Origin of the sequence: Streptosporangium carneum (assembly GCF_027922005.1) — a bacterium.
Lineage (GTDB): Bacteria > Actinomycetota > Actinomycetes > Streptosporangiales > Streptosporangiaceae > Streptosporangium > Streptosporangium carneum.
On sequence record NZ_BSEV01000008.1, the window covers coordinates 18,166 to 38,784 of the forward strand.

21 protein-coding genes and 1 tRNA gene are annotated in these 20,619 nt (G+C 69.5%); 6 read left to right on the forward strand and 16 right to left on the reverse strand.

Features of this window, described 5'->3' with window-relative positions:
* Positions 1 to 320: 320 nt before the first annotated feature.
* Positions 321 to 980: a hypothetical protein gene (locus PKF00_RS18670; protein ID WP_271218835.1), complete on the forward strand. Its 660-nt coding sequence runs from the start codon at positions 321 to 323 to the stop codon at positions 978 to 980.
* Here the strand turns inward: PKF00_RS18670 and PKF00_RS18675 are convergent.
* A complete protein-coding gene (locus PKF00_RS18675) occupies positions 970 to 2,256 on the reverse strand; it encodes a hypothetical protein (protein ID WP_271218836.1) in 1,287 nt (428 codons plus the stop codon). The two genes, PKF00_RS18670 and PKF00_RS18675, sit on opposite strands and share 11 nt — an antisense overlap.
* Before the next feature lie 246 nt (positions 2,257 to 2,502).
* Positions 2,503 to 3,072, reverse strand: a complete 570-nt coding sequence (locus PKF00_RS18680; RefSeq protein ID WP_271218837.1) for a TetR/AcrR family transcriptional regulator — start codon at positions 3,070 to 3,072, stop codon at positions 2,503 to 2,505.
* Between the two features lie 60 nt (positions 3,073 to 3,132).
* On the opposite strand from PKF00_RS18680, the gene PKF00_RS18685 reads away from it, so the two are divergent.
* Complete coding sequence (locus PKF00_RS18685; protein ID WP_271218838.1) at positions 3,133 to 4,140, forward strand: DsbA family oxidoreductase; 1,008 nt, start codon at positions 3,133 to 3,135, stop codon at positions 4,138 to 4,140.
* Between the two features lie 92 nt (positions 4,141 to 4,232).
* On the opposite strand, the gene PKF00_RS18690 is transcribed toward PKF00_RS18685, so the two are convergent.
* On the reverse strand, positions 4,233 to 4,757 hold the full coding sequence (locus PKF00_RS18690; RefSeq protein WP_271218839.1) for a hypothetical protein: 525 nt from the start codon (positions 4,755 to 4,757) through the stop codon (positions 4,233 to 4,235).
* Positions 4,758 to 5,048: 291 nt separating this feature from the next.
* Between PKF00_RS18690 and PKF00_RS18695 the strand changes: the two genes are divergently transcribed.
* Complete coding sequence (locus PKF00_RS18695; RefSeq protein ID WP_271218840.1) at positions 5,049 to 8,192, forward strand: AfsR/SARP family transcriptional regulator; 3,144 nt, start codon at positions 5,049 to 5,051, stop codon at positions 8,190 to 8,192.
* A 256-nt stretch (positions 8,193 to 8,448) separates the two neighbouring features.
* Here the strand turns inward: PKF00_RS18695 and PKF00_RS18700 are convergent, their stop codons facing one another.
* The 9 genes from PKF00_RS18700 to PKF00_RS18735 all read right to left on the reverse strand — a co-directional run bounded on the left by PKF00_RS18700 (position 8,449) and on the right by PKF00_RS18735 (position 13,582).
* Positions 8,449 to 8,745, reverse strand: a complete 297-nt coding sequence (locus PKF00_RS18700; RefSeq protein ID WP_271218841.1) for a DUF1416 domain-containing protein — start codon at positions 8,743 to 8,745, stop codon at positions 8,449 to 8,451.
* A complete protein-coding gene (locus PKF00_RS18705; protein WP_271218842.1) occupies positions 8,745 to 9,584 on the reverse strand; it encodes a sulfurtransferase in 840 nt (279 codons plus the stop codon). The genes PKF00_RS18700 and PKF00_RS18705 overlap by 1 nt, the downstream gene beginning before the upstream one ends.
* A gap of 16 nt (positions 9,585 to 9,600) precedes the next feature.
* Complete coding sequence (locus PKF00_RS18710) at positions 9,601 to 9,999, reverse strand: DUF4395 domain-containing protein (RefSeq protein WP_271218843.1); 399 nt, start codon at positions 9,997 to 9,999, stop codon at positions 9,601 to 9,603.
* A gap of 62 nt (positions 10,000 to 10,061) precedes the next feature.
* Positions 10,062 to 10,172, reverse strand: coding sequence for a putative leader peptide (locus PKF00_RS44690; protein ID WP_369011176.1), 111 nt, complete (start codon positions 10,170 to 10,172; stop codon positions 10,062 to 10,064).
* Positions 10,173 to 10,236: 64 nt separating this feature from the next.
* Positions 10,237 to 10,701 (reverse strand): TlpA family protein disulfide reductase, encoded by a 465-nt coding sequence (locus tag PKF00_RS18715; RefSeq protein ID WP_309298414.1) that lies wholly within the window; start codon positions 10,699 to 10,701, stop codon positions 10,237 to 10,239.
* A 243-nt stretch (positions 10,702 to 10,944) separates the two neighbouring features.
* Positions 10,945 to 11,745, reverse strand: coding sequence for an anti-sigma factor family protein (locus tag PKF00_RS18720; protein ID WP_309298415.1), 801 nt, complete (start codon positions 11,743 to 11,745; stop codon positions 10,945 to 10,947).
* Complete coding sequence (locus tag PKF00_RS18725) at positions 11,742 to 12,254, reverse strand: sigma-70 family RNA polymerase sigma factor (protein WP_271218844.1); 513 nt, start codon at positions 12,252 to 12,254, stop codon at positions 11,742 to 11,744. Before PKF00_RS18725 ends, PKF00_RS18720 begins: the two co-directional genes overlap by 4 nt.
* A 279-nt stretch (positions 12,255 to 12,533) precedes the next feature.
* Positions 12,534 to 13,214: an LmeA family phospholipid-binding protein gene (locus PKF00_RS18730; RefSeq protein ID WP_271218845.1), complete on the reverse strand. Its 681-nt coding sequence runs from the start codon at positions 13,212 to 13,214 to the stop codon at positions 12,534 to 12,536.
* A gap of 116 nt (positions 13,215 to 13,330) precedes the next feature.
* Positions 13,331 to 13,582: a MoaD/ThiS family protein gene (locus PKF00_RS18735; RefSeq protein ID WP_271219147.1), complete on the reverse strand. Its 252-nt coding sequence runs from the start codon at positions 13,580 to 13,582 to the stop codon at positions 13,331 to 13,333.
* Between the two features lie 206 nt (positions 13,583 to 13,788).
* On the opposite strand from PKF00_RS18735, the gene PKF00_RS18740 reads away from it, so the two are divergent.
* Positions 13,789 to 14,502: a response regulator transcription factor gene (locus PKF00_RS18740; protein WP_271218846.1), complete on the forward strand. Its 714-nt coding sequence runs from the start codon at positions 13,789 to 13,791 to the stop codon at positions 14,500 to 14,502.
* Between the two features lie 185 nt (positions 14,503 to 14,687).
* On the opposite strand, the gene PKF00_RS18745 is transcribed toward PKF00_RS18740, so the two are convergent.
* Positions 14,688 to 16,535, reverse strand: coding sequence for a bifunctional metallophosphatase/5'-nucleotidase (locus PKF00_RS18745; RefSeq protein WP_271218847.1), 1,848 nt, complete (start codon positions 16,533 to 16,535; stop codon positions 14,688 to 14,690).
* 131 nt (positions 16,536 to 16,666) lie between these two features.
* Here PKF00_RS18745 and mshD point away from each other — a divergent pair, with 131 nt between their 5' ends.
* Positions 16,667 to 17,602, forward strand: a complete 936-nt coding sequence (gene mshD / locus PKF00_RS18750; protein WP_271218848.1) for a mycothiol synthase — start codon at positions 16,667 to 16,669, stop codon at positions 17,600 to 17,602.
* A gap of 99 nt (positions 17,603 to 17,701) precedes the next feature.
* On the opposite strand, the gene PKF00_RS18755 is transcribed toward mshD, so the two are convergent.
* The 3 genes from PKF00_RS18755 to dcd all read right to left on the reverse strand — a co-directional run bounded on the left by PKF00_RS18755 (position 17,702) and on the right by dcd (position 20,422).
* Entirely contained in the window at positions 17,702 to 18,706 is a 1,005-nt protein-coding gene (locus PKF00_RS18755; RefSeq protein ID WP_271218849.1) for an inorganic phosphate transporter, read from the reverse strand.
* A complete protein-coding gene (locus tag PKF00_RS18760; RefSeq protein ID WP_271218850.1) occupies positions 18,707 to 19,324 on the reverse strand; it encodes a DUF47 domain-containing protein in 618 nt (205 codons plus the stop codon).
* Between the two features lie 522 nt (positions 19,325 to 19,846).
* Positions 19,847 to 20,422 (reverse strand): dCTP deaminase, encoded by a 576-nt coding sequence (gene dcd, locus PKF00_RS18765; RefSeq protein WP_271218851.1) that lies wholly within the window; start codon positions 20,420 to 20,422, stop codon positions 19,847 to 19,849.
* A 108-nt stretch (positions 20,423 to 20,530) separates the two neighbouring features.
* Between dcd and PKF00_RS18770 the strand changes: the two genes are divergently transcribed.
* Positions 20,531 to 20,601, forward strand: a tRNA-Gly gene (locus PKF00_RS18770).
* The last annotated feature ends 18 nt before the right edge of the window (positions 20,602 to 20,619 follow it).

The following is a 20,619-nucleotide window of genomic DNA, read 5'->3' on the forward strand; positions in this document are numbered from 1 at the left end:
CCGCCGACGCCCTCTTCCAACGTCCTCCCGCCGACGTCCCGCCCCAGCGGCCCCCTGCCTCTGCCCCTGCCCCTGCCCCTACCCCGTGGACGCCCGGCCCTCAGCGGACGTTCTCCGACCAGCAGGTCTGGCCGCCTCTGCCGAAACCGACCGGCGAGCCCGTCGGGGCTTCGACCCAGCCGTTCCCCGCCGTCCCCGCGGCCCCGCTGCAGCGGACGGCGCCCCCTCACGCTCTCGGGCCCGAAGCAGGGGCCCAGGCCGCGCGCCACGAGGCGGCGTCCCCTGCGCTCTCCCCTTCGTCCCCGCCCGCCCCGGCGCCCGTGACCGCGCCCGCCGTGCCTCCCGGCGGAACCGCCGAGGTCCCCGGAGCTGCGGAGACCGCCGGAGCCCCTGTCTCCGATCCACCGCCGCGCCGCCGTACGGCGCTGCGGGCAGGCGCGGCGGTCCTCGCCGTGACGCTGGCCGTCGGCCTGTCCACATGGAGCGGTTACCTCATGTATCGCTCCGGCGTCCCCGACTACCGGATCCACACCGTGGCCGCGGGAAGCACGGGGACGCTCATGAACGTGGCCTGGAAGGTCAAGGTCGAGCAGGCCGACAGTCTCCCCGGCGCGCGTCCGATCAAGGCGGACCAGCAGTGGCTGAGGATCACGGTGACCAGGACCTCCCTGAACACCGAAGGCGTGATCCGCCGCGGCAAGCCCGAGATCCAGGTCGAGCATCCCGACGGCCGCAGGTGGCAGGCGGAGGTCGTCGAGGAGAAGCTCCCCCTGGAGGTCAAGGACCACAAGGTCGGCGTCGGATACGACTACGACGTGATCAGCCTGGTGCCCAAGGCGGTCGCGGGCCAGGTCGAGGTACGGGTCATCCCGAGCACGATCCGGGTGCCGCTGGAGGAGGAGTCCGTGGAGGACATGTTCAAGCGCATCGGCACGGAGAAGGCCGAACCGCAGGACCAGGTGCTGCTGTTCAGGCGGTGAGCGTCTCTCCCGCCTCGCGGCTGCGGGTGGCCGCGAGGTCGAACGTGGCCGCCAGCAGGCAGACCGTCAGCACCTCCACGACCAGGTCTCTGACGAAGTCGACGGGAGGGCCGATGACCAGCCAGAAGAACGGCTGTTCGCTTCCGATCAGCGACTTCACCCCGCGGGCCGCGTAGTCGCCTCCCACGTGGAGCGCGACGTAACAGAGACAGAACGTGCCGAACAGCGCGGCGCCTCCGCGGGCGGCGAGCCTGAAGGCGTTGGCCGGCGGGACCCAGCGCTCCTGGAACCCGGTCGTGGCCCGGGTCATGGTCGAGCGGGTGAGGGTGTGGGTCTGCTCCATCCGGTCCGCCACGGCGTCCAGTCTGGTCCCCCGCACGACCGCCCGCGTGTCCTCGGCGAACGCGCCGTAGACAAGTGAGGCGACCGTGAGCCAAGTGAGCGGGACGATCAGGGCGTCGATGATGTGCGGCCAGACCTCGCCGAGCCATGTCAGGAACGCCTTCCACCACGGAAGCGCCTGTTCCGCCTGCTCGACCCAGCCGTGGAGCGTGGTCATGACGGCCCGCTGCGAGATCCAGTCGGATCGCGCCGAGGTGAAGGTGAACAGCGCGTTGAGACCGTAGAAGGCGTAGGCCAGCTCGAAGAAGGTGGCGAGCACGCCACTGCCCTTGACCTTGTCGTTGGAGTGCCACCAGCCGAACAGGGTCTTCAACAGGTAGGCCACCACGGCGATCCCGATGGACACCCGCACGTCCAGGCCGATGAGCGCGGTTCCCGCGTCTCCCTGGACTCCCGCGAAGGCCCCCTTCAGGTCCTGTTCCGCCCGCTTGATGAAGTCGAGGGAGATGAACTCGCGGGCGTCCTCAACGTGGAAGCTCCAGGCCATGTAGATCGTGGCGAAGACCAGTGTGGCCCGGTTGAGCGCGCCGTACAGGCTCTCGTCCGCCTCGTCCCCGGCTCGCCGCGCCCGGATCTCCCAGAGCGCCCCCCGCACCGTGTGCAGCATGCCGACCATGACCACGAGCTGGTTCAGCACGATCAGAGTGAAGATCAACATCGTGAGGGCGAACCGAACCTGCTGGTAGTCACCGTGGGTGATCTCGGTGCCCACCCACATCAGGCCGACCCGGATCGCGCGTCCCGCGGCGAACCAGAGCACCAGGGAGACGGCACAGGCGCCGAAGATCCTGAGCGCGTGCGCCGGAAGCGCGTACGCCGAGAGCGAGCGAGCCGCGGGCTGTGAAGGCGGGGGCATAACAGACGTTCCGGACACCCGATGCATCGTAGCGACCCCGGCTCCGCCCCCACAGCCAAACGCTCACGAACAGCCGGGCACACACGCCGCCGACGTCTTCTCCGCGTTTCCCAGCTCAATACGGCCGTCGATTCACTGCTTGATCGCTTTTCGTTTCCTGACAAACACTGAAGAAGTGTTCGGCGGGACGACGGGAACCCGCAGCGGGAAGCGCTCTCTTCGCCCTGCTCGTTCACGGGGTTTCCGGCGGCCGGCGGGGCCCGGTCAGCTTCCGCGGACGAGGTTCCACGTGGCCGCCGCGATCTCCTCGGCCGGGCGGGGCGGCTGTTCGGCGAGCCAGTGGGTCACGACTCCGACCAGCGCGCCCGCCACGTAGCCCGCGTGGATCTCCGCGGGCACGTCGTCGTGGCCGGGCGGCCGGGAGCCCGCCGTGAACGGGACACGCAGTTCGGCGGCCAGCACCTCGCGAAGGCGCGCGCAGAAGCGGGCGCTGCCGTAGGGGCCGAGCATCCGCCGGTACAGCGGCGCCCGGGCGCCGACGTGGTCGAACAGCGCGACCAGCGGGGCGGGAACCGGCCCGGGCTCCCGGTAGGGGCAGCCCGCGGCCTGGGCCGCCAGCTCTCCGATCGCCGTCTCCATCGCGTCCAGCACGAGGTCGTCGCGATCGCGGTAGTGGACGTAGACGGTGGCCCGGTTGACCTCGGCCAGCCTGGCTATCTCGGCGACGGTGATCGAGTCGGGATCGCGCTCCTCGGCCAGCCTCAGGACCGCCGAGCGCAGGCTGGCACGGGTTCTGCGGACCCTGGGATCCCCTTCGGGCACGATTTCCGGCACGGCCGCAAGGATAGACGACACCCGTCGAATAAACGACAGGTGTCGGTTGTTGCACCTGTCATGAAGCGCATCGAAGTCTGGGCGGACATGGTGTGCGCCTGGGCCTACATCGGCAGGCAGCGTCTGGAGAAGGCGGAGCTCGGCGAGGACGTGGAGGTCGTCTGGCGTCCGTACCAGATCGACCCGATGGCCCCGGCCGAGACGGAGCCTCTCGACGAGGCGCTGCGCGACCCGGTCGCCGAGGGCGCCCTGCGCGCCTGCCACCCCACCCTCACCCCCGAGGAGAACCGCGAGCGCGTCTCGCTCGTCGCGGCCGAGGAGAGGCTCGGCCCTCGATGGGGCGCGGTCTGGCGGCCGAACACCTTCGACGCCCACCGGGTGATCGCCCTCGCCTACGAACGGGGCGGCTCCGCCCTGCAGGACGCCGTCGTGGAGCGGCTCATGCGCGCCCACTTCACCGAGGGGGCCGACATCGGCGACCGCGCCACCCTGGCGGCCCTGGCCGCCGAGGCCGGTCTCGACGGCATGGCGCGGGCGCTGGCCTCAGGGCGGGGAACCGCCGAGGTCCGCTCCCAGCTCCTGCGGGGCAAGGCCATCGGCGTGGCCACCTCCCCGACCTTCGTGGTCGGCCGCTCCGCCGTCTCCGGGGCACAGTCTCCCGAGGTCCTGCGGGACCTGGTACGGCAGGCCGTCCCCGAGCGCGAACTCCCCGAGGAGGTCACGTGCCTTCGTCACGCGGAGGCCCTCCTGGACGCCCGAGACCCCCTCGGCGCCCTGGAGATGCTGCGACCTCTGCTGGACGGACACGGCGACGACCCCGCGGTGCGCCTGCTGGCCGCCCGCGCCTACTTCGGCTCGGCCCAGCTCGGCCGGGCGAGGCAGACGCTGGAGTCGCTGCTCGAACGGGCTCCCGGCGACCACTACGCCAGGTTCCTGCTGGGCAGGACCCTTGAGCGGTCCAACCGCCACGCCGAGGCCCTGCCCCACCTGCGCATGGCCGCGGCCATGTCCTCCGACCCCGAGTACGCGGGCGCGGTCCGCCGGGCGCAGGAGCGCGCCGGCGCCTGACCGGATCCGCCACGCCTGGCCCCGTGACCCATGGGCCCCCGCGGAGACGTCCGCGGGGGCCCATGGACGATCCGGCACTGTGCCGTCACACCTCAGGGCTCGACGAGGCCGACCGCGAAGGCGTAGTCGTCCAGGGTGAACTGGGTGATGCCGGTCATGCGCAGGGCCTGCACCCGCACGGTGTAGGTCCCGGGGCCCAGGGGGCCGGAGAAACGCTCGAGGGCGTGCGCCTCCTCGCCGTCACCGGGTCTGTCGAACTTGTAGTCGGTGCTCACGACAGGCTGCAGCTCGATGGTCGTCCCCGCGGAGTTGACCGCGACGATGCGCACGGTGCACCACGCGCCGGCGTCGCCGGCGCAGAGGGACTCGGCGGTGAAGCGGGCGTCGAGGAATCGCGTCGTTCCCGAGGGCACGGTGACGTTGACGGCCGCCGTCGGGATGTTCCCCCAGGCCCCGATCGTCTGAGCGGTCCAGGGGCTGCTCTCCCCGGTGAAGAACTGCGCGCTGGTCTGTGTGCCGTTCTGGGAGCTGGCCACGGCGCCGGCGGCCGTGACCGTCAGCGCGAGAGCGCCGGACAGCGCCGCCGCGGCGAACGCGGTCTTGATGAGTCTGGACATCGGGGTTCCTCCCTGCTTGCGCGGAGCCGTGCGCTCCGCGACGGGTCGTTGCCGGAACCACGCTGACGAGAACTCCGCAGCCGGTGAAGCCCTAGCCGAATTCTCCGTACAAGTCCGTACAAGCACCGGCGGTTGTGCCAACAGGCCGGTGATCTCGGATGAAGGACTCGGCGGACGGCCGGACGCACCCTCACCTGTTCACCGGCCGGCGGTCACGCGTCCCCGGTGACCGGCAGGCTCCAGCCCGGCAACCGGCTCGGGACGTCGCCGCGGTTCGGCACAATTGCTGATGTGCGAGTTGAATTGCTTGGGCCGTTCGAGGTTCGCAACCGCGATGGGGCCGTGGTGGAGGTTCCTGGGATTCGGCTGCGCGCGCTGCTGGCCGCACTCGCCCTCGAACCTGGCCGGATCGTCACGCGTGCGAGGCTGGTGGACTGGATCTGGGGGCAACGGCCGCCCGCGGACGAGGTGAACGCCTTGCAGGCGTTGGTGTCCCGGCTGCGCAGGGTGTTGCCGGACGGTGTGATCGAGGCGGAGGCCGGCGGATACCGGCTGGCCGTGGCTCCTGACGCCGTGGACGTGTGCCGGTTCGAGCACCTGGTGGGTCAGGCCCGTGCCGCCGAGCCCGCGGCGCGGGCGGATCTGCTGCGCTCGGCCCTGGCACTGTGGCGCGGTACGGCCATGGCGGACATCGCCATGCGAGACAGCGACGCGTTCGACGCCGTGGTGACGCGTCTGGACGACCTCTACGTCGCCGCGCTCGGGGATCGGGTGGATGCGGACATCCGCCTCGGCCGCGGCTCGGAGTTGCTCTCCGAGCTGACCGAGCTGGTCGCCGCGTATCCACTGCGGGAGGGGTTCGTGGCGGCCTTGATGCGCGCGCTCGCCGAGGCGGGGCGCGGCACTGAGGCGTTGACCGTGTACCAGCGGACGCGCGAGCGGCTCGCCGAGGAGTTGGGCGCCGATCCGTCGGCCGAGCTCTCCGCGCTGCACACCGCGTTGCTGCGGGGCGAGCTGGGCGAGCGGGCAGAGAACCGCAGGACGAACCTGCGCGCCGAGCTGTCGAGTTTCGTCGGCAAGGACGGCGACATCTCCGCGGTCGCCGTTCTGTCCATCGGGCACCGGCTGGTCACCTTGACGGGGCCGGGCGGCTCCGGCAAGACAAGGCTGGCCACGGAGACCGCGCGGACGATGCTCACCGAGCTGCCGGACGGGGCGTGGCTGGTCGAACTGGCCTCGGTGCGGGCAGGCGGTGAGCTGGCGCAGGCCGCCCTTACCGCGATCGGCCTGCGTGACCAGGCGTTGCTCGGTGACGCGCGGGGCGGGGAGCCGATGGATCGGCTCATCGCCGCGCTCCGGGAGCGCGCGATGTTGCTGATCCTTGACAACTGCGAGCACGTGATCGAGGCGGCCGCGGCCTTCGCCGACCGGCTTCTGGGAGAGTGCCGGAGGCTGCGGATCCTGGCCACGAGCAGGGAACCGCTCGGCATCACCGGGGAGGTGCTGTGGCAGGTCGAGCCCCTCGCGCTGCCCGCGCAGGGAGCGGACCCCGCCGAGGTCGGGTCCTCGCCCGCGGTGCGGCTGCTGCGGGACCGCGCGGACCTGGTGCGCAAGGACATCGGCTCCGACGCGCACACCCTGGCGGCCATGGCGCGGATCTGCCGAGCGCTCGACGGGATACCGCTGGCGATCGAACTGGCCGCGGCACGGCTGCGCACCATGTCCGTCGATCAGCTGGCCCGCCGGCTCGACGACCGGTTCCGGCTGTTGACCGGCGGCAGCCGTACGGCGCTCGCCCGGCACAAGACGCTGCGCGCGGTCGTGGACTGGAGCTGGGATCTGCTGACCGAGACCGAGCGCGAAGTGCTGCGGCGGTTCTCGGTGTTCTCCGGCGGGGCGAGCCTGGAGGCGGCCGAACGGGTGTGCGGGGACGAGGCCTTCGCCGGGGAGCAGGTCTTCGACGCGCTGACCGCGTTGATCGAGAAGTCGCTGCTGCTCGCCGACGGCGAGGGCACGCCGCGCTACCGGATGCTCAACACCATCAGGGAGTACGCGGCGCACCGGCTCGCCGAAGCCGGGGAGACCGAGTCGGCGCGCCGGGCGCACCTCGCCTGCTTCACCGAGCTGGCCGAGACGGCCGAGCCGCACCTGCGCCGGGCCGAGCAGCTGGAATGGCTGGCCACGCTCGAGGCCGAGCACGACAACATCAGTGCGGCCCTGCGCGGGGCGATCGCCGACGGACGGGCCCAGGAGGCGATGCGGCTGGTCGCGGCCGCGGGGTGGTACTACTTCCTCAGCGGGCACAGGGGCGAGGGCACCGAGTTGAGCATCGCCGCGGCCTCGCTGCGGGGTGAGGCCCCCGACGGGGTGCGGGCGATGGCGTGCAGCATCGTGGCGGTGTTCCTGACCTCCGGACCCGGCCGCGACCAGTACGAGGCGCAGGAGTGGATCCACGAGGCGCACAGACTCGCCCAGCGCAGCGGGCATCGCCACCCTGTGCTCGGGTTGGTCGCGCCGCTGGAGCGGATGCTGCGGGAGCCGACGGAGTTCTTGCCCGCGTTCGAGCCGCTCGTCGCCGACGACGACCCATGGGTGCGCGCGCAGGCCAGGCTCACTCGCGGCCGGCTGCGGCTCACGCTCGGCGGCGACGAGACCGACGTGGACGTCGACATCGAAACAGCCCTCGCCGAGTTCCGCACGCTGGGTGACCGGTGGGGGATCTCGACGGCGCTGACCTTCCTGGCCGATCGGCTCGCCACGCGCGGCGAGTTCACCCGCGCGTGTGAGCACTACGAAGAGGCGGTTGTGGCGCTGACCGAGGTGGGCGCGACCGAGGACGTCATCTCCTTGCGGGGGCGGCAGGCGCAGCTGTACTGGCTGCTCGGCGACGAGCGATCCAGCACGTCCGCCATGGCCGAAGCACAGCGGTACGCGGGCGGGATCGCCTGGGCGGACACGCTGGTCGAGCTGGCGTTTTCGAAGGCGCAGCTGGCGTGGCGGCGCGGCGAGCCGGACAAGGCACACCAGCACCTGGCCACGGTGCGGTCAACGCTGGACGACGCGGAACTGAACGACTTCTTCCGCGCCAAGACCCAGGACCTGTACGGCTACCTCACCGAGGATCTCGAGAAGGCCCGCGCGCATCGGGCCGAAGCGCTCCGGGCGGCCGTGGAGACGGCGTATCCACCGCTGATCGCCGAGATGTTGGTCGGGATCGCGGATCTCGCGCTGCGCCAGGGACAGGACGAGCAGGCCGTGCGACTGCTCGCGGCGAGCGACGCCGTGCGCGGGACGCAGGATCGTTCGCACCCGGACGCTTCCAGGATCGCCGCGGACACGCGTGATCGCCTCGGTGAAACCGCGTTCGCCGAGGCGACCCGTGCGGGGCGGCGGCGGGACTGGCGTGAGCTGACCGAGATCACCCTCGCTTCGTGAACGGCCGTCGCACCCACAGGCAGCCGATCAACGTGAGTCCCGCACACCGGGCGATCGCCGTGACGGCCGAGCCCGCCGACGGCGTGCCGGCACGAAGAACGTCCCGCGCGCGGGTCGCCGGGGCGGCCGGTGTGAAAAGCGTCCCGCACGAGAAGAGAGCCGGCACCCCCGTCACGGGGATGCCGGCTCTCCTCAGTCTTCGCTCGCCTCAGTCTTCGCTCGTCGCCCGAAGCCGTCGAACGAGTCGTCGAACGGGTCAGACAGCCACGGCGAGCTGCGTGACCTCACCCAGGCGGGCCTGGGCGGGGATGTCCTTGGTGACGCCGCCGCCCGCGATGATGCGGACGGTCCAGTCACCGGGGGCGGCGAAGAAGCGGAAGATGCCCTCGTCGGACACCACGACCTCGCCGGTGAACTCGCCGGAGTGGTCCAGCAGGCGGGCGTAAGCCGTGCCGGTGCCGGAGACCACACCCTGGATGACGGCCTGGGTCGAAAGGTCGATCCCGGCCGGAAGAGCAATCGTCTGTTCCGGAGCAGCGCATCCCTGAGTCATTATCGGGCCTCTCCCAGTTCGATCGGCACGCCCACCAGCGAGCCGTACTCGGTCCACGAACCGTCGTAGTTCTTGACGCTGGCCTGGTCGAGGATCTCGTGCAGGACGAACCACGAGTGGGCCGAGCGCTCGCCGATGCGGCAGTAGGCGATGGTGTCCTTGGCGAAGTCGACGCCCTCACCCTCGTAGAGGGCCTTCAGCTCCTCGTCGGACTTGAAGGTGCCGTCGTCGTTGGCCGCCTTGGACCACGGGATGTTGCGGGCGGTCGGGACGTGCCCGGCGCGCTGGGCCTGCTCCTGCGGGAGGTGCGCGGGAGCGAGCAGCTTGCCGGTGAACTCGTCGGGCGAGCGCACGTCGACCAGGTTCAGCTTGCCGATCGCGGCGACGACGTCGTCACGGAAGGCGCGGATGGACAGGTCCTGGTCCTTGGCCTGGTAGTTCGTGGCCGGACGGTTGGGGACGTCCTTGACGAGCTCGCGGGAGTCGAGCTCCCACTTCTTGCGACCGCCGTCGAGCAGCTTGACGTTCTCGTGGCCGTAGAGCTTGAAGTACCAGTACGCGTAGGAGGCGAACCAGTTGTTGTTGCCGCCGTAGAGGACCACGGTGTCGTCGTTGCCGATCCCCCGGGAGGACAGCAGCGCCTGGAAGCCCTCGCGGTCCACGAAGTCGCGGCGGACGGGGTCCTGGAGGTCCTGCCTCCAGTCGATCTTCACAGCGCCACGGATGTGGCCCTTGTCATAGGCACTGGCGTCCTCGTCGACCTCGACGAGAACGATGCCATCGGCGTCGAGGTTGGCCTCGACCCAGTCAGCGTCCACCAGGACGGCGGAGCGGCTCATTGGGATTCCTCCGGGATTAACTTGCGGCGGGCAGTAGACGGCGAATGATCAGGAACATCTCGCAGCCGAGGCAGAAGCCGAAGGCTGCGTTGAGAAAGGCGGCGAAAAGAGCCGCAGCGGTGGCGCCGAGGGCCAGCGGCGTGATCTGTGTGACGTATCCGACCAAACCCAGCAGAGCACAGAAAAGGCCAACCCCCTGCGCGAAACGCGACGGGGACGCCTCCTCCAACTCCGCAGGAGGGCTCTTCACTATCCCTTTGAATATCATCCCGTACGGCGAGGCGCCGAAAAGCCCCAGTGCGAACACCGCAGCCTGGGCTCCCAGCAACCACGCACTGCCTGTCACGAGGACGGCTGCGAGGACGACGGTCGTTACGGCCGCGGAAAAGCGGAGGGCTCGGGGATCAACGTGCATCACTCGATGCTCCTGAAGGGTTGTACAGATCGGTGCGGCGCGATGCCGCTTGAGATCGCCCTTTAGGAAACGCGACAGAGCGCGGTGGTCACGCGGCAGAAATCAACCGCGCGCCGCTTCGTCAGCAGCTCTGTCGAGGAGTTCATGCCCAAGACACTACCCCGACGCTCCATCGTCTGTCACATCCCTGTCCAACTTATGAGACAAAATTGTTCAACAGGCGGTACGAAGCCCCGTTCACCCGTCGACGGCGAGACCCAGGGCACCGATCACGTCAGCCTTACGTGGCTGCCCGGAGGCACGTTTCACAACACGCCCTGACGCGTCAAGGATCAGTACGGTCGGAGTGCGCATGATGTTCAGCGAGCGGACGAGGTCAAGACGGGACTCCGCATCAATTTCCACATGCGCCACACCGGGCACCATTTCGGTCACTTCACTCAGAATCCGACGGGTCGCCCGGCAGGGCTGACAGAAGGCGCTGGAGAACTGCACGAGCGTCGCCCGCTCCCCGAGGGAGGCGTCGAGGTCATCGGATGTCAGCAGCTCCACGTCGCCCCCAACCTCGCGCGGCACGCCGTCGCGCCGCCGTACGGCCACGCCGACCAGCGTGGCCACCGCCAATGTGACGAGCACCACTGCCAATCCGGTCACAGAGCACGACAACACCTGGCCGTGCCGGGCCATTCCCGACACGGCCACGCCCGCTCCCCGCCCCGTTCCCGTCCTGTTCCCGTCCTGTTCCCGTCCTGCTCCGCCAGAGCGCCACCGGGAGCCCGCCCCGCCCCCGGCGCGCCCCCGCTCACGACGCACCGCGCACGACGCAGCGCCCAGGACGCCCCGCCCAGAACGCTCCGCTCAGGACGCCCCGCTCAGAAGACCCCCGCCCGGAGGGCCTCCGCCCAGGAGAGCCCCTCTGGAGAGCCCCTCTCAGGAGAGCCCTTCTCAGGGAACCCGGACGTCGACCAGCACACGGTTCTCCGCGGTGACGACCTCGAATCTGGAGATGCTCCCGAACGGGATCGTGGTGCTGCCCAGGAAGGGCCCCGACCTGTCGTAGGCGGCCTTGTTGACGACCCAGTTCCCCGCCGTCTGCCGCTCCCCGCCCGCGCTGATCACGTCCAGCCTGAAGGGGGTGCCCATGGCCGCCCCGGAGAGCACGACCTTGACGGCGGTCGTCCCGTCCCCCCGCGTCATGGTCACCGCGGCGCGGACGGCGCCCTTGCCCGCCTTGACCGTCCTCGACTCGTCGGGAGCGGCCGACAGGATCCGGTCGTCGCTCTCCGGCGACACCGGCGACGCCGAGGCGGCGAAATGCTCGTCCTTGCGCTGTTGCGGCGCCGCGAAGCCGCCCTCGCTCCCTGCCGAGGCCGCCGCGGGCGCGGGCAGCGCCGCCGAATCGAGGGTGCTCTCCGGTGACCGCGTCGCCGCCCACATCGTCCCGCCCAGCCCGACCACCAGGACCGAGGCGGCCAGCGAGAGCATCACCCTGGCGATCCTGCGCTTCCTGGCCCTCGCGCCGAGCAGCCGGTCGAGCACCGCGCGCGGCGGGCTGGCGACCTGGGCGACGTCCTCCTCCGACACCTTGCCGAGAAACCCCGCGACCCCGGTCAGCTCGTCGAACTCGGCGCGGCAGCCGTCGCACTCGGCGAGGTGCGCCTCGACCACCACGCACTCCTCGGGCTCCAGCGCCCCGAGCACATACGCCCCGAGCGACATGCGCACATCGTCACAGTTCATCATCATGGCGCGAGCCCCCGCTCCTCCAGCGCCAGCTTGAGCGCCCGAAGCGCGTAATACGTGCGCGACTTCACCGTTCCGGCAGGGATACCGAGCGCCTCGGCGGCTTCCTTGACCGACTTTCCCTGGTAATAGACCTCGGCGAGCACCTCCCGGTGCTCGGGCCGCAGCGTGGCCAGCGCCTCCGCGACCGCCCACGACTCGACGGCCCGCTCGAGCTCGTCGTCGGCGGGCACGACCGCGAGCGCGTCCTCTCCCGTCTCCGGCGGACGCGCCTTGCGCGCCCTGTGCTGGTCGACGACGAGATTGCGGGCCACCTTGAACAGCCACGCGCGGATGGGACGCCCGGTGATCGCGTCAGGGTGCCGCCACGCCCGTAGCAGCGTCTCCTGCACGACATCCTCCGCTCTCCCCGGGTCACCCGTCAGCCGCAGAACGTAACCGTAGAGTGGCCCGCCGTGCTCGTCGAAAAGCGCTCTGACGAGCTGCTCGTCGGCGGTTCCTGCGTGGCTCACACCCTCACGACGTACGGCGGGACGGTTCGGTTCATTCACGGTTCGGTTCGATCGGAAGCGGTGCGGTCATGGTTCGGCTCGGTCACGGTTCGGTTCGGTCACGGTTCGGTTCGATCGGAAGCGGTGCGGTCATGGTTCGGCTCGGTTCGGTCACGGTCCGGCTCGGTCACGGCGCGCTCACGGCCCGGCGGAGCCGGCAGGCGTTCCGACCGACAGGCGAGGAGCTCGGCGGGCGGCGTCGGCGGGCGGGCGCGTCGGCAGGCGGTCAGGGCGGCGGGGTCAGCCGCGGAGAGGGACGTCGGTCGCCTCGCCGGAGATGCTGATCCCCTGGGGCACGGTCTTCACATCGGTCACCTTCAGGTTGAACGGCAGGTTCTTGATCGGGATCCGGTAGCTGATCAACCGCTCGGGCTCGGGCACCGGGATGCCGCCGCTCACCGTGACCTTCTCGGGCACGAACCGCAGCTCGTTCTCGGCCACGTCGATCTTCAGGTCGGCCTTGACCGGCACCTTCCGCCCCAGCACGCTGATCTCTCCGCTGACGACGAGAACGTCGCCGTCGACGGCGACCTTGATCCCGCGCGGCGCTTTCTGGTTCAGCGTCGCGAGGGGGACCACCACGGTGCCCGCCACGCGCTCGGCGCGCATGTCCACCCGCTCGGGGTGGAGCACCAGGTCCTCGAGCGAAGCGGTGACGCCGTGGAGGGTGAAGTCGACGCTGGAGAAGCGGATCCCGGCGAGGCTCATCGGACCCGCGTCGACCTTGACCTCGTCGTACCGTCCCGCGATCGCCTGCGTCAGGAACGGGATCCCGGAGATGGTCACCTCGGGCGGGGTCGCGAGGTCGTATTTGGCGGTCGCCCGGGTGGCGATCTCCTTCTGCACCCCGGCGACGGCCACCCTGTCCAGGATCGCGACGAGAACGAGGAGCAAAACCAGAAAAGCGGCCAGCTTTCGCATCTGACTCCCTGCTCGTTGCCTCGGTTCGGCCAGAGTGCCACTGCGGCATCTCCCCCGGCAATCATGCCCAAAACGTCATGACAACGAGCAGGTCGATCATGCCGCCCCCGGAACGGTCACCCTCCCGCGAACGGGGGAAGCACCTCGACCGTCACCCCCTCGGCGAGGACGACCTCCTCGTGCGCCCGCCTGCCCACCGGGTGTCCGTCCACCAGGAAGGACGACCGCCGGACCACCCGGGCCAGCTCCGCGCGCCCCGCCGTGACGTTCGCCATCAGCTCGGCCAGCGTCGCCGCCTCGAAGGGCTCCTCCGCGACGCCGGAGGCGTCCTTGGCCGCCGCCCAGTAGCGGATCGTGCCCTTGGCCATCTTTCGAATCAACTCCTCACTCACACCCACGGTAACCGTGCCGTCACGGCGTCCTCGCCGGGGAAACACTGTTCACCAGGTGGACACTCCGTGGACGCCTCATCCTCGTGGGCTATCCTCACCTATTACGGGACCTGGGCGACGTAGCCCCCGGGTCCTTACGTGTTTGTACGGCCGTTGCCGGCATGACGCGGGAAGGAGGCACCGTGAGCAATCTCCTGCTGCTCACCAACGTCCTTGAACCCTCCTCCGAGGTACTTCCAGCCTTGGGGCTGCTGCTGCACTCCGTCCGGGTCGCGCCCGCCGAGGCGTCCGCGCTGATCGACGCCCCGCCCGCCGACGCCGTCCTGGTCGACGCGCGCCGCGAACTCGTCCAGGCCAAGAGCCTGTGCAGGCTGCTGCGGACCACGGGCATCACCTGTCCTCTCCTGGTGATCGTCACCGAGGGCGGACTGGCCGCGATGACCGCGGAGTGGGGCGTCGACGACGTCATCCTGGACAGCGCGGGCCCCGCGGAGGTCGAGGCCAGGCTGCGGATGGCCGTCGGCCGGTTGAACCTCCCCGCCGTGGAGGAGGTCCCGGACGAGATCCGCAGCGGTGACCTGTCGATCGACGAGGCCACCTACACCGCCAGACTCCGCGGCCGGGCGCTCGACCTGACCTTCAAGGAGTTCGAGCTCCTGAAATACCTGGCGCAGCACCCGGGGCGGGTCTTCACCCGCGCCCAGCTCCTGCAGGAGGTCTGGGGCTACGACTACTTCGGCGGCACCAGGACCGTCGACGTCCACGTCCGGCGGCTGCGCGCCAAGCTGGGCGCCGAGTACGAATCACTGATCGGGACCGTGCGCAACGTCGGCTACCGTTTCGTCCCCGAGCGCGGCAACGAGTCCTCGGAGGAGCGCGAACCCGCCCGCCGGTAGGGCCTGACGAAGCGGGCGGAAACACCTGCACGGGAGAAAAGCCCGCCGGACGCGATCCGGCGGACCCTCCGCCCGCCCGAACCGGCCTGGAGTCCGCCTCGGCGGCGTGGAGCTCCTCGACCGGTCCGGGATCCCTCACGACACGGCGTCACCCCGAGCCGGTCGCGGGCCGTACGGCCGCGAGGTCAGGGGACGACGGTGATGTGGTCGGGGACCGGGGGCGTGATCGACGGGTTCGCGGCGAAGTAGGCGGCGAAGGCGTCGATGTCGAGCGGGCCGCTCCACAGGTTCGTGCCGTCCTTGAACCCGGCGAACGCGTCACCGCCGCCGACGAGGAAGTTGTTCACGGCGACCCGGATGCTCTGGGCGTCCGTCACGGCCACACCGTCGATCTCGATGTCGGAGATCTTCGAGCCCCACGCCGCGCTCCTGCTGTAGGTGTAGGTGAGGTTCGACGACGGCTGCAGGATCTTGTTGAAGGGCTGCGCGTTGGGGCCACCGGTGAACTGCTGCTCCAGAACCGTCTTGAGCTGCGCGCCGGTGAGGGTGATCACCTGCACGAGGTTGTTGAACGGCTGCACCGTGAAGGCCTCGCCGTAGGTCACCACGCCGTCGCCCTCACCGGCGGGCGAGCCCGCGTAGGAGAGGCTCGTGCGCACGCCGCCCGGGTTCATCAGGGCGATCTGGGCGTCGCCGCCGCTCTTGGTCGCGGCGAGCTGGCCGTCGGCGATGAGGTTGCCCAGGGGCGACTCGCCGGACGCCGACGCGGTGTTGACGATGTCCGCGGTGATCCTGCCGATCGGCTTGTTGGCCACCGGCGCGACCCGGTCCTTCCAGTTCTGGACGAACGTGGCGATCTCCGGGTCCGGGGTGACCGTGCGGGTCACGACCTGGTTGTCGGCCACGACCGAGGAGCGCACGACGTCACGGGTGCGGACGTCCACCTGGAAGTCGACCTTGGTGATCACACGGCCGAAGGAGCCGCCCTGGCTGTACAGGCGGGCGACCCCCTTGGGGTCGGTCACCGTGCACAGGTAGGCCTGGTGGGAGTGGCCGCTCAGGACCATGTCGATCTCGGGGTCGACCTGGGTGGCGATCCGGTTGCCCGCACCCGGCTGGGCGCTGCAGGCGTCCGGCGACTGGCCCGCGGCGACCTGGTCGCCCTCGTGCACCAGCACGACCTGCGCCTTGACCCCGACCAGCTTCAGCAGCCCGGAGGCGACGTTCGCGGCCTTGACCTCGTCGACGAACTCCAGGGCCTTGACGCCCTCCGAGGTGACGATGTTCGGAGTGGTCTGGGTGACCAGGCCGATGAAGCCGACCGGCACGCCGTTGATCCAGCGGACGGTGACCGGGGGCAGCGCGGGGACGCCGTAGTCCTTCAGCAGGGCGCGCAGGGATCCGGCGGTCAGGCCGGCGTTCTGGCCGTTGAGCGCGGCGAGCGTCTCCTTCTCGGCCTTCTCCGCGACGCCGTTCGAACCCCTGGCCCTCTCCGCGGCGCCGTTCGAGCCCTTGAAGATCACGTTGGCGCCGAGGTAGCTGTACTTCGCGCCCTTCCAGCGACCCGCGGGCGAGCAACCGTCCACCGGGTGGCAACCGCCGTACATGATGCGCCTGAGCTCGTCGTAGCCCTCGTCGAACTCGTGGTTGCCGACGGCGGAGGCGGTGACGCCCACCTTGCCGAGGAACTCGACGGACGGCTCGTCGTGGTAGGCGGCGGAGATCAGCGGGGTGGCGCCGATCAGGTCGCCCTGGGCGACCTTCAGCGTGTTCCTGTCGGACAGCTGCTTGAGGTGCGTGGCCACGTAGGCCGCGCCGCCCGCGTCGACCGTGGCGCCGGTCTCGTCGACCATGCGGCCCGAGGAGCCGGTCGGCGGTTCGAGGTTGCCGTGGAAGTCGTTGAGGGCGAGCAGCCGGACCGGCACGGTCCTGGGGGGCTTGTTGCCCGCCTCCGCGGGTCCCATCGCGAGGACGAGTCCGGCTCCGGCGAGGATCCCGGCCATGGCTAATCGCTGGAAGGTACGAGACGTCATGAACCACGACACTAAAGCGGCTACCCATGCAAGGAATGTCCTAGAGGTAACGATTCACCCGCTCGAAGGATGGCGGCTTTTGCCAGTCCCCGACCAACTCTTGGGGTCCGGGGCCGCCTAAAGTCCAGAACATGAACGTGCGCGTGGAACACAGGGGACGACTCGACGAACAACACGTGGCCGCCGTCCTTTCGGTGGTCGAGGCCGCGACAGAGGCCGACGGGGTCAGGCCGCTCAACGAACACGTGATGCTGCACCTGCGCTACGGCGGCGACGAACGGGCGGGAGCCGTGCTCCTGTACGTCGGGGACGACCTCGCGGGCTACGCACACGTGGACCCGACCGACCCGGTCGAGGGTCCGAGCGGGGAACTGGTGATCCATCCCGCCTTCCGGAGACAGGGACACGGGGGGCGGCTACTGCGGGCCGTACTGGATCGGACAGGGGGACGGCTGCGCCTGTGGGCGCACGGAGGCCACCCCGGAGCCGAGGCCCTCGCGGCGTCGACGGGATTCGCCAAGATCAGGTCACTGTGGCAGATGCGCCGCTCCCTGTTCGCCGCGATACCCGGCTTCGAGCTTCCCGAAGGCGTACGGCTGCGCACGTTCGAACCCGGCTCCCCCGACGAGGAGGCCTGGGTCGCGCTCAACGCCAAGGCCTTCGCCCACCACCCCGAGCAGGGAGCGTGGACCATGGAGGACCTGAAGCGACGCGAGCAGGAGCCCTGGTTCGACCCCGCGGGCTTCTTCCTCGCGGAACGGCAGACCCCCCGGACGGACGCGACTCCGCAGACAGGCGCGCTGGCCGGCTTCCACTGGACCAAGGTCCACGGCGACGGCGGCCACGGCCACGAGCCGATCGGCGAGGTCTACGTCGTCGGCGTCGACCCCGCCGAGCAGGGCGGCGGCCTGGGCAAGGCGCTCACCCTCGCGGGTCTGACGCACCTGCGCTCCCGCGGCCTGGCCCAGGTGATGCTGTACGTGGACGAGAGCAACACGGCGGCGATCCGGCTCTACGAGAAGCTCGGATTCACCCGGTGGGACGTGGACGTCATGTACCGGAAGTGACCTTCACGGACGAGACCCATCTGCCGGACTCACCCTGGAAACGATGAAACGCCGGTCGGATTCCCGACCGGCGTTCACATCGCGTTCAAGGTGACGCGTTCACTCGACCATCCAGTGCAGCGCGAAGTAGCAGAGCGCGGCGACCAGCGCGGCTGCCGGGATCGTGAGGATCCAGGCGGTCACGATGTTGCCCGCCACGCCCCAGCGCACGGCCGACAGGCGCTTGGTCGCGCCGACGCCCATGATCGCACTGGTGATCGTGTGGGTGGTCGAGACGGGGGCGCCGAAGCCGATGGCCGCGACGTAGAGCACAGCCGCCGCGGCCGACTCGGCCGCGAACCCCTGGGGAGGGGTGAGCGCGATGATCCGGCGGCCGAGCGTCCGCATGATCCGCCAGCCACCGGCGTAGGTGCCCAGCGAGATGGCCGTCGCGGCGGAGAGGATGACCCACTGCGGGATCGGATCCCCCTCCTGCTGGAACCCTCCGACCACCAGCGCCAGGAAGATCACACCCATGGTCTTCTGCGCGTCCTGCAGACCGTGGCCGAGGGCCATGGCCGCGGCGGAGATCGTCTGCGCGTGCCGGAAGCCCCGGTTGGTCTTCGCGGGCTGGGACCGGCGGAAACCCCATAGGATGGCGATCATGATGATCGCCGCCAGGAAGAAGCCGATCACCGGCGACAGGATCATCGGGATGACGACCTTGTCCACGACGCCGTCCCAGTGGACGAGGCTCGACGAGGCCAGCGCCGAGCCGACCAGCCCGCCGATGAGGGCGTGGCTGCTCGAGGACGGCAGTCCGAAGTACCAGGTGACGAGGTTCCAGACGATCGCGCCGACCAGGGCCGACCCCACGATCACCAACCCGTGGGAGCCCTGTGGGGCGTCGATGATGCCTTTGCCGACAGTCGCCGCCACCTGCGTGCCGAGGTGGGCGCCCAGGAAGTTCATGGCAGCGGCCATGAACAGGGCTGCCCTCGGCGTCAGCGCGCGCGTCGAGACCGAGGTCGCGATCGCGTTGGCGGCGTCGTGGAAGCCGTTGGTGTAGTCGAACGCCAACGCCACGACCACCACGCCGATGACGAGTGCGAGCGTGAGATCCACTTAGCTTTCCTTGACCGCGATCGACTCGATCGTGTTGGCCACGTGCTCGAAGGCGTCGGCGGCCATCTCGAGCTGGTCGATGACCTCCTTCATCTTCAGGACGGTCAACGCGTCGTAATCGCCGCCGAACAGCTTGGCCAGAAGGCGGCGGTAGACCTGGTCGGCCTGGTTCTCCAGCCGGTTGATCTCGATCCAGTACTCGTTCAGGTTCCGCATCGAACGCAGGCGGGGCATGGCCTCGGCGGTCAGCTCGGCGGCACGTTCCAGAACCTCGACCTGGCGGACGACCTCCTTGGGGAGGTGGTCGATCTGGTAGAGCACGATGAGATCGGCGGCGGCCTCCATGTAGTCCATCACGTCGTCGAGGTTCGACGCGAGACGGTAGATGTCCTCGCGGTCGAAGGGCGTGATGAAGCTCTCGTTGAGCCGGTTCATGATCGCGTGAGTACGCTCGTCACCGGCGTGCTCACAAGCGCGCATCTTCTCGGCCAGGGCTTCCCTGTCCGAACCGTCACTGATGATCTCTACCAGCAGACGGGACGCTGTGACGAGGTTGTTCGCCGAGTCGGCGAACAAGTCGTAGTAGCTGTCCTCACTAGGCGTGAGACGCAGGCGCACGTCGTTCTCCAGATGTGCGGGGATGGTCCGCAGAGAAGGGTACGGGTTACCAGCGGAAATGCGAACTTCACCCGCTAGACGCCTACTCTTCCAGTTGTCGCTACCCGACGTATACCTGGCGACACCCGGGTTGAGGGAGCCTTGGGTGCATCTTTTCGATGACCGTTATGCTGGTTTTGGCCCATGTTACGCCGAAACTAGCCGTCTATGGAGCCCCTCACCTCGACAGTGATCGGCGCGTTATCCTCGCCCTTCCGGCTCCCGCCTCCTGTGCCCCACCAGCCTCGGCCGTAACTCCCACAGGCCTCTGACCTCGGCTTCCCTCCCACCCGACACCGAGGCGTCACCGGGAGAACCCGTCTCGAGAGCGGCGTAAGGAACCCCCCGAGGCGCCCCGCTCCAAGAACGACCGCGAAGCGCCGGGGAATCCACCACGGTGATTTCCGTCACCGCTCCCCCCGCCTCTCATCACACCCGCACGACCCCGCCCCGCCCCCCGGTGACTCCAGGTATTCCGGCCCCTCAGATCGGCGTCCGGTGAAAGTTCAGGTACGAACGACTCGGCGTCGGCCCCCGCTGGCCCTGGTAGCGCGAGCCGTACTTCTCCGAGCCATAGGGATGCTCGGCAGGCGAACTGAGCCGGAACATACACAGCTGACCGATCTTCATCCCGGGCCAGAGCTTGATCGGCAACGTCGCGACATTGGACAACTCCAGCGTGACATGCCCGCTGAACCCCGGATCGATGAACCCGGCGGTGGAATGCGTGAGCAGGCCCAGCCTGCCCAGTGAGCTCTTCCCCTCCAGACGGGAGGCGATGTCGTCCGGAAGCGTGATGACCTCATAGGTGCTGGCCAGGACGAACTCCCCGGGATGCAGGATGAACGGCTCATCCCCCTCCGGCTCGACCAACCGCGTGAGATCGGACTGCTCGACGGCCGGATCGATGTGCGGGTACCGGTGGTTCTCGAAGACCCTGAAATAACGGTCCAGCCGTACGTCGATGCTGGACGGCTGGACCATCTCCGGCTGGAAGGGGTCAAGCCTGACCCTGCCGGACTCGATCTCGGTAAGGATGTCACGATCGGAAAGCAGCACGTGAGGCAACCTACCAACGTCCTGACTCCCAGAAGGTCCGGAAACCCGACCCGCGAACGACCAGAGTCGTCGAAGTTTCCGCTACAGTAGGGGACGCGGTTCACCGCTGCGGGTGTAGTTCAATGGCAGAACATCAGCTTCCCAAGCTGACAGCGCGGGTTCGATTCCCGTCACCCGCTCTCACTATGAAAAGCCAG

Coding starts and splice junctions, on each gene's coding strand:
- PKF00_RS18685 (WP_271218838.1), top strand. CDS start 3,133: ATGAAGCGCATCGAAGTCTGGGCGGACATGGTGTGCGCCTGGGCCTAC.
- PKF00_RS18690 (WP_271218839.1), bottom strand. CDS start 4,757: ATGTCCAGACTCATCAAGACCGCGTTCGCCGCGGCGGCGCTGTCCGGC.
- PKF00_RS18700 (WP_271218841.1), bottom strand. CDS start 8,745: ATGACTCAGGGATGCGCTGCTCCGGAACAGACGATTGCTCTTCCGGCC.
- PKF00_RS18705 (WP_271218842.1), bottom strand. CDS start 9,584: ATGAGCCGCTCCGCCGTCCTGGTGGACGCTGACTGGGTCGAGGCCAAC.
- PKF00_RS18710 (WP_271218843.1), bottom strand. CDS start 9,999: ATGCACGTTGATCCCCGAGCCCTCCGCTTTTCCGCGGCCGTAACGACC.
- PKF00_RS44690 (WP_369011176.1), bottom strand. CDS start 10,172: ATGGAGCGTCGGGGTAGTGTCTTGGGCATGAACTCCTCGACAGAGCTG.
- PKF00_RS18720 (WP_309298415.1), bottom strand. CDS start 11,745: ATGATGATGAACTGTGACGATGTGCGCATGTCGCTCGGGGCGTATGTG.
- PKF00_RS18730 (WP_271218845.1), bottom strand. CDS start 13,214: ATGCGAAAGCTGGCCGCTTTTCTGGTTTTGCTCCTCGTTCTCGTCGCG.
- PKF00_RS18735 (WP_271219147.1), bottom strand. CDS start 13,582: ATGGCCAAGGGCACGATCCGCTACTGGGCGGCGGCCAAGGACGCCTCC.
- PKF00_RS18745 (WP_271218847.1), bottom strand. CDS start 16,535: ATGACGTCTCGTACCTTCCAGCGATTAGCCATGGCCGGGATCCTCGCC.
- mshD (WP_271218848.1), top strand. CDS start 16,667: ATGAACGTGCGCGTGGAACACAGGGGACGACTCGACGAACAACACGTG.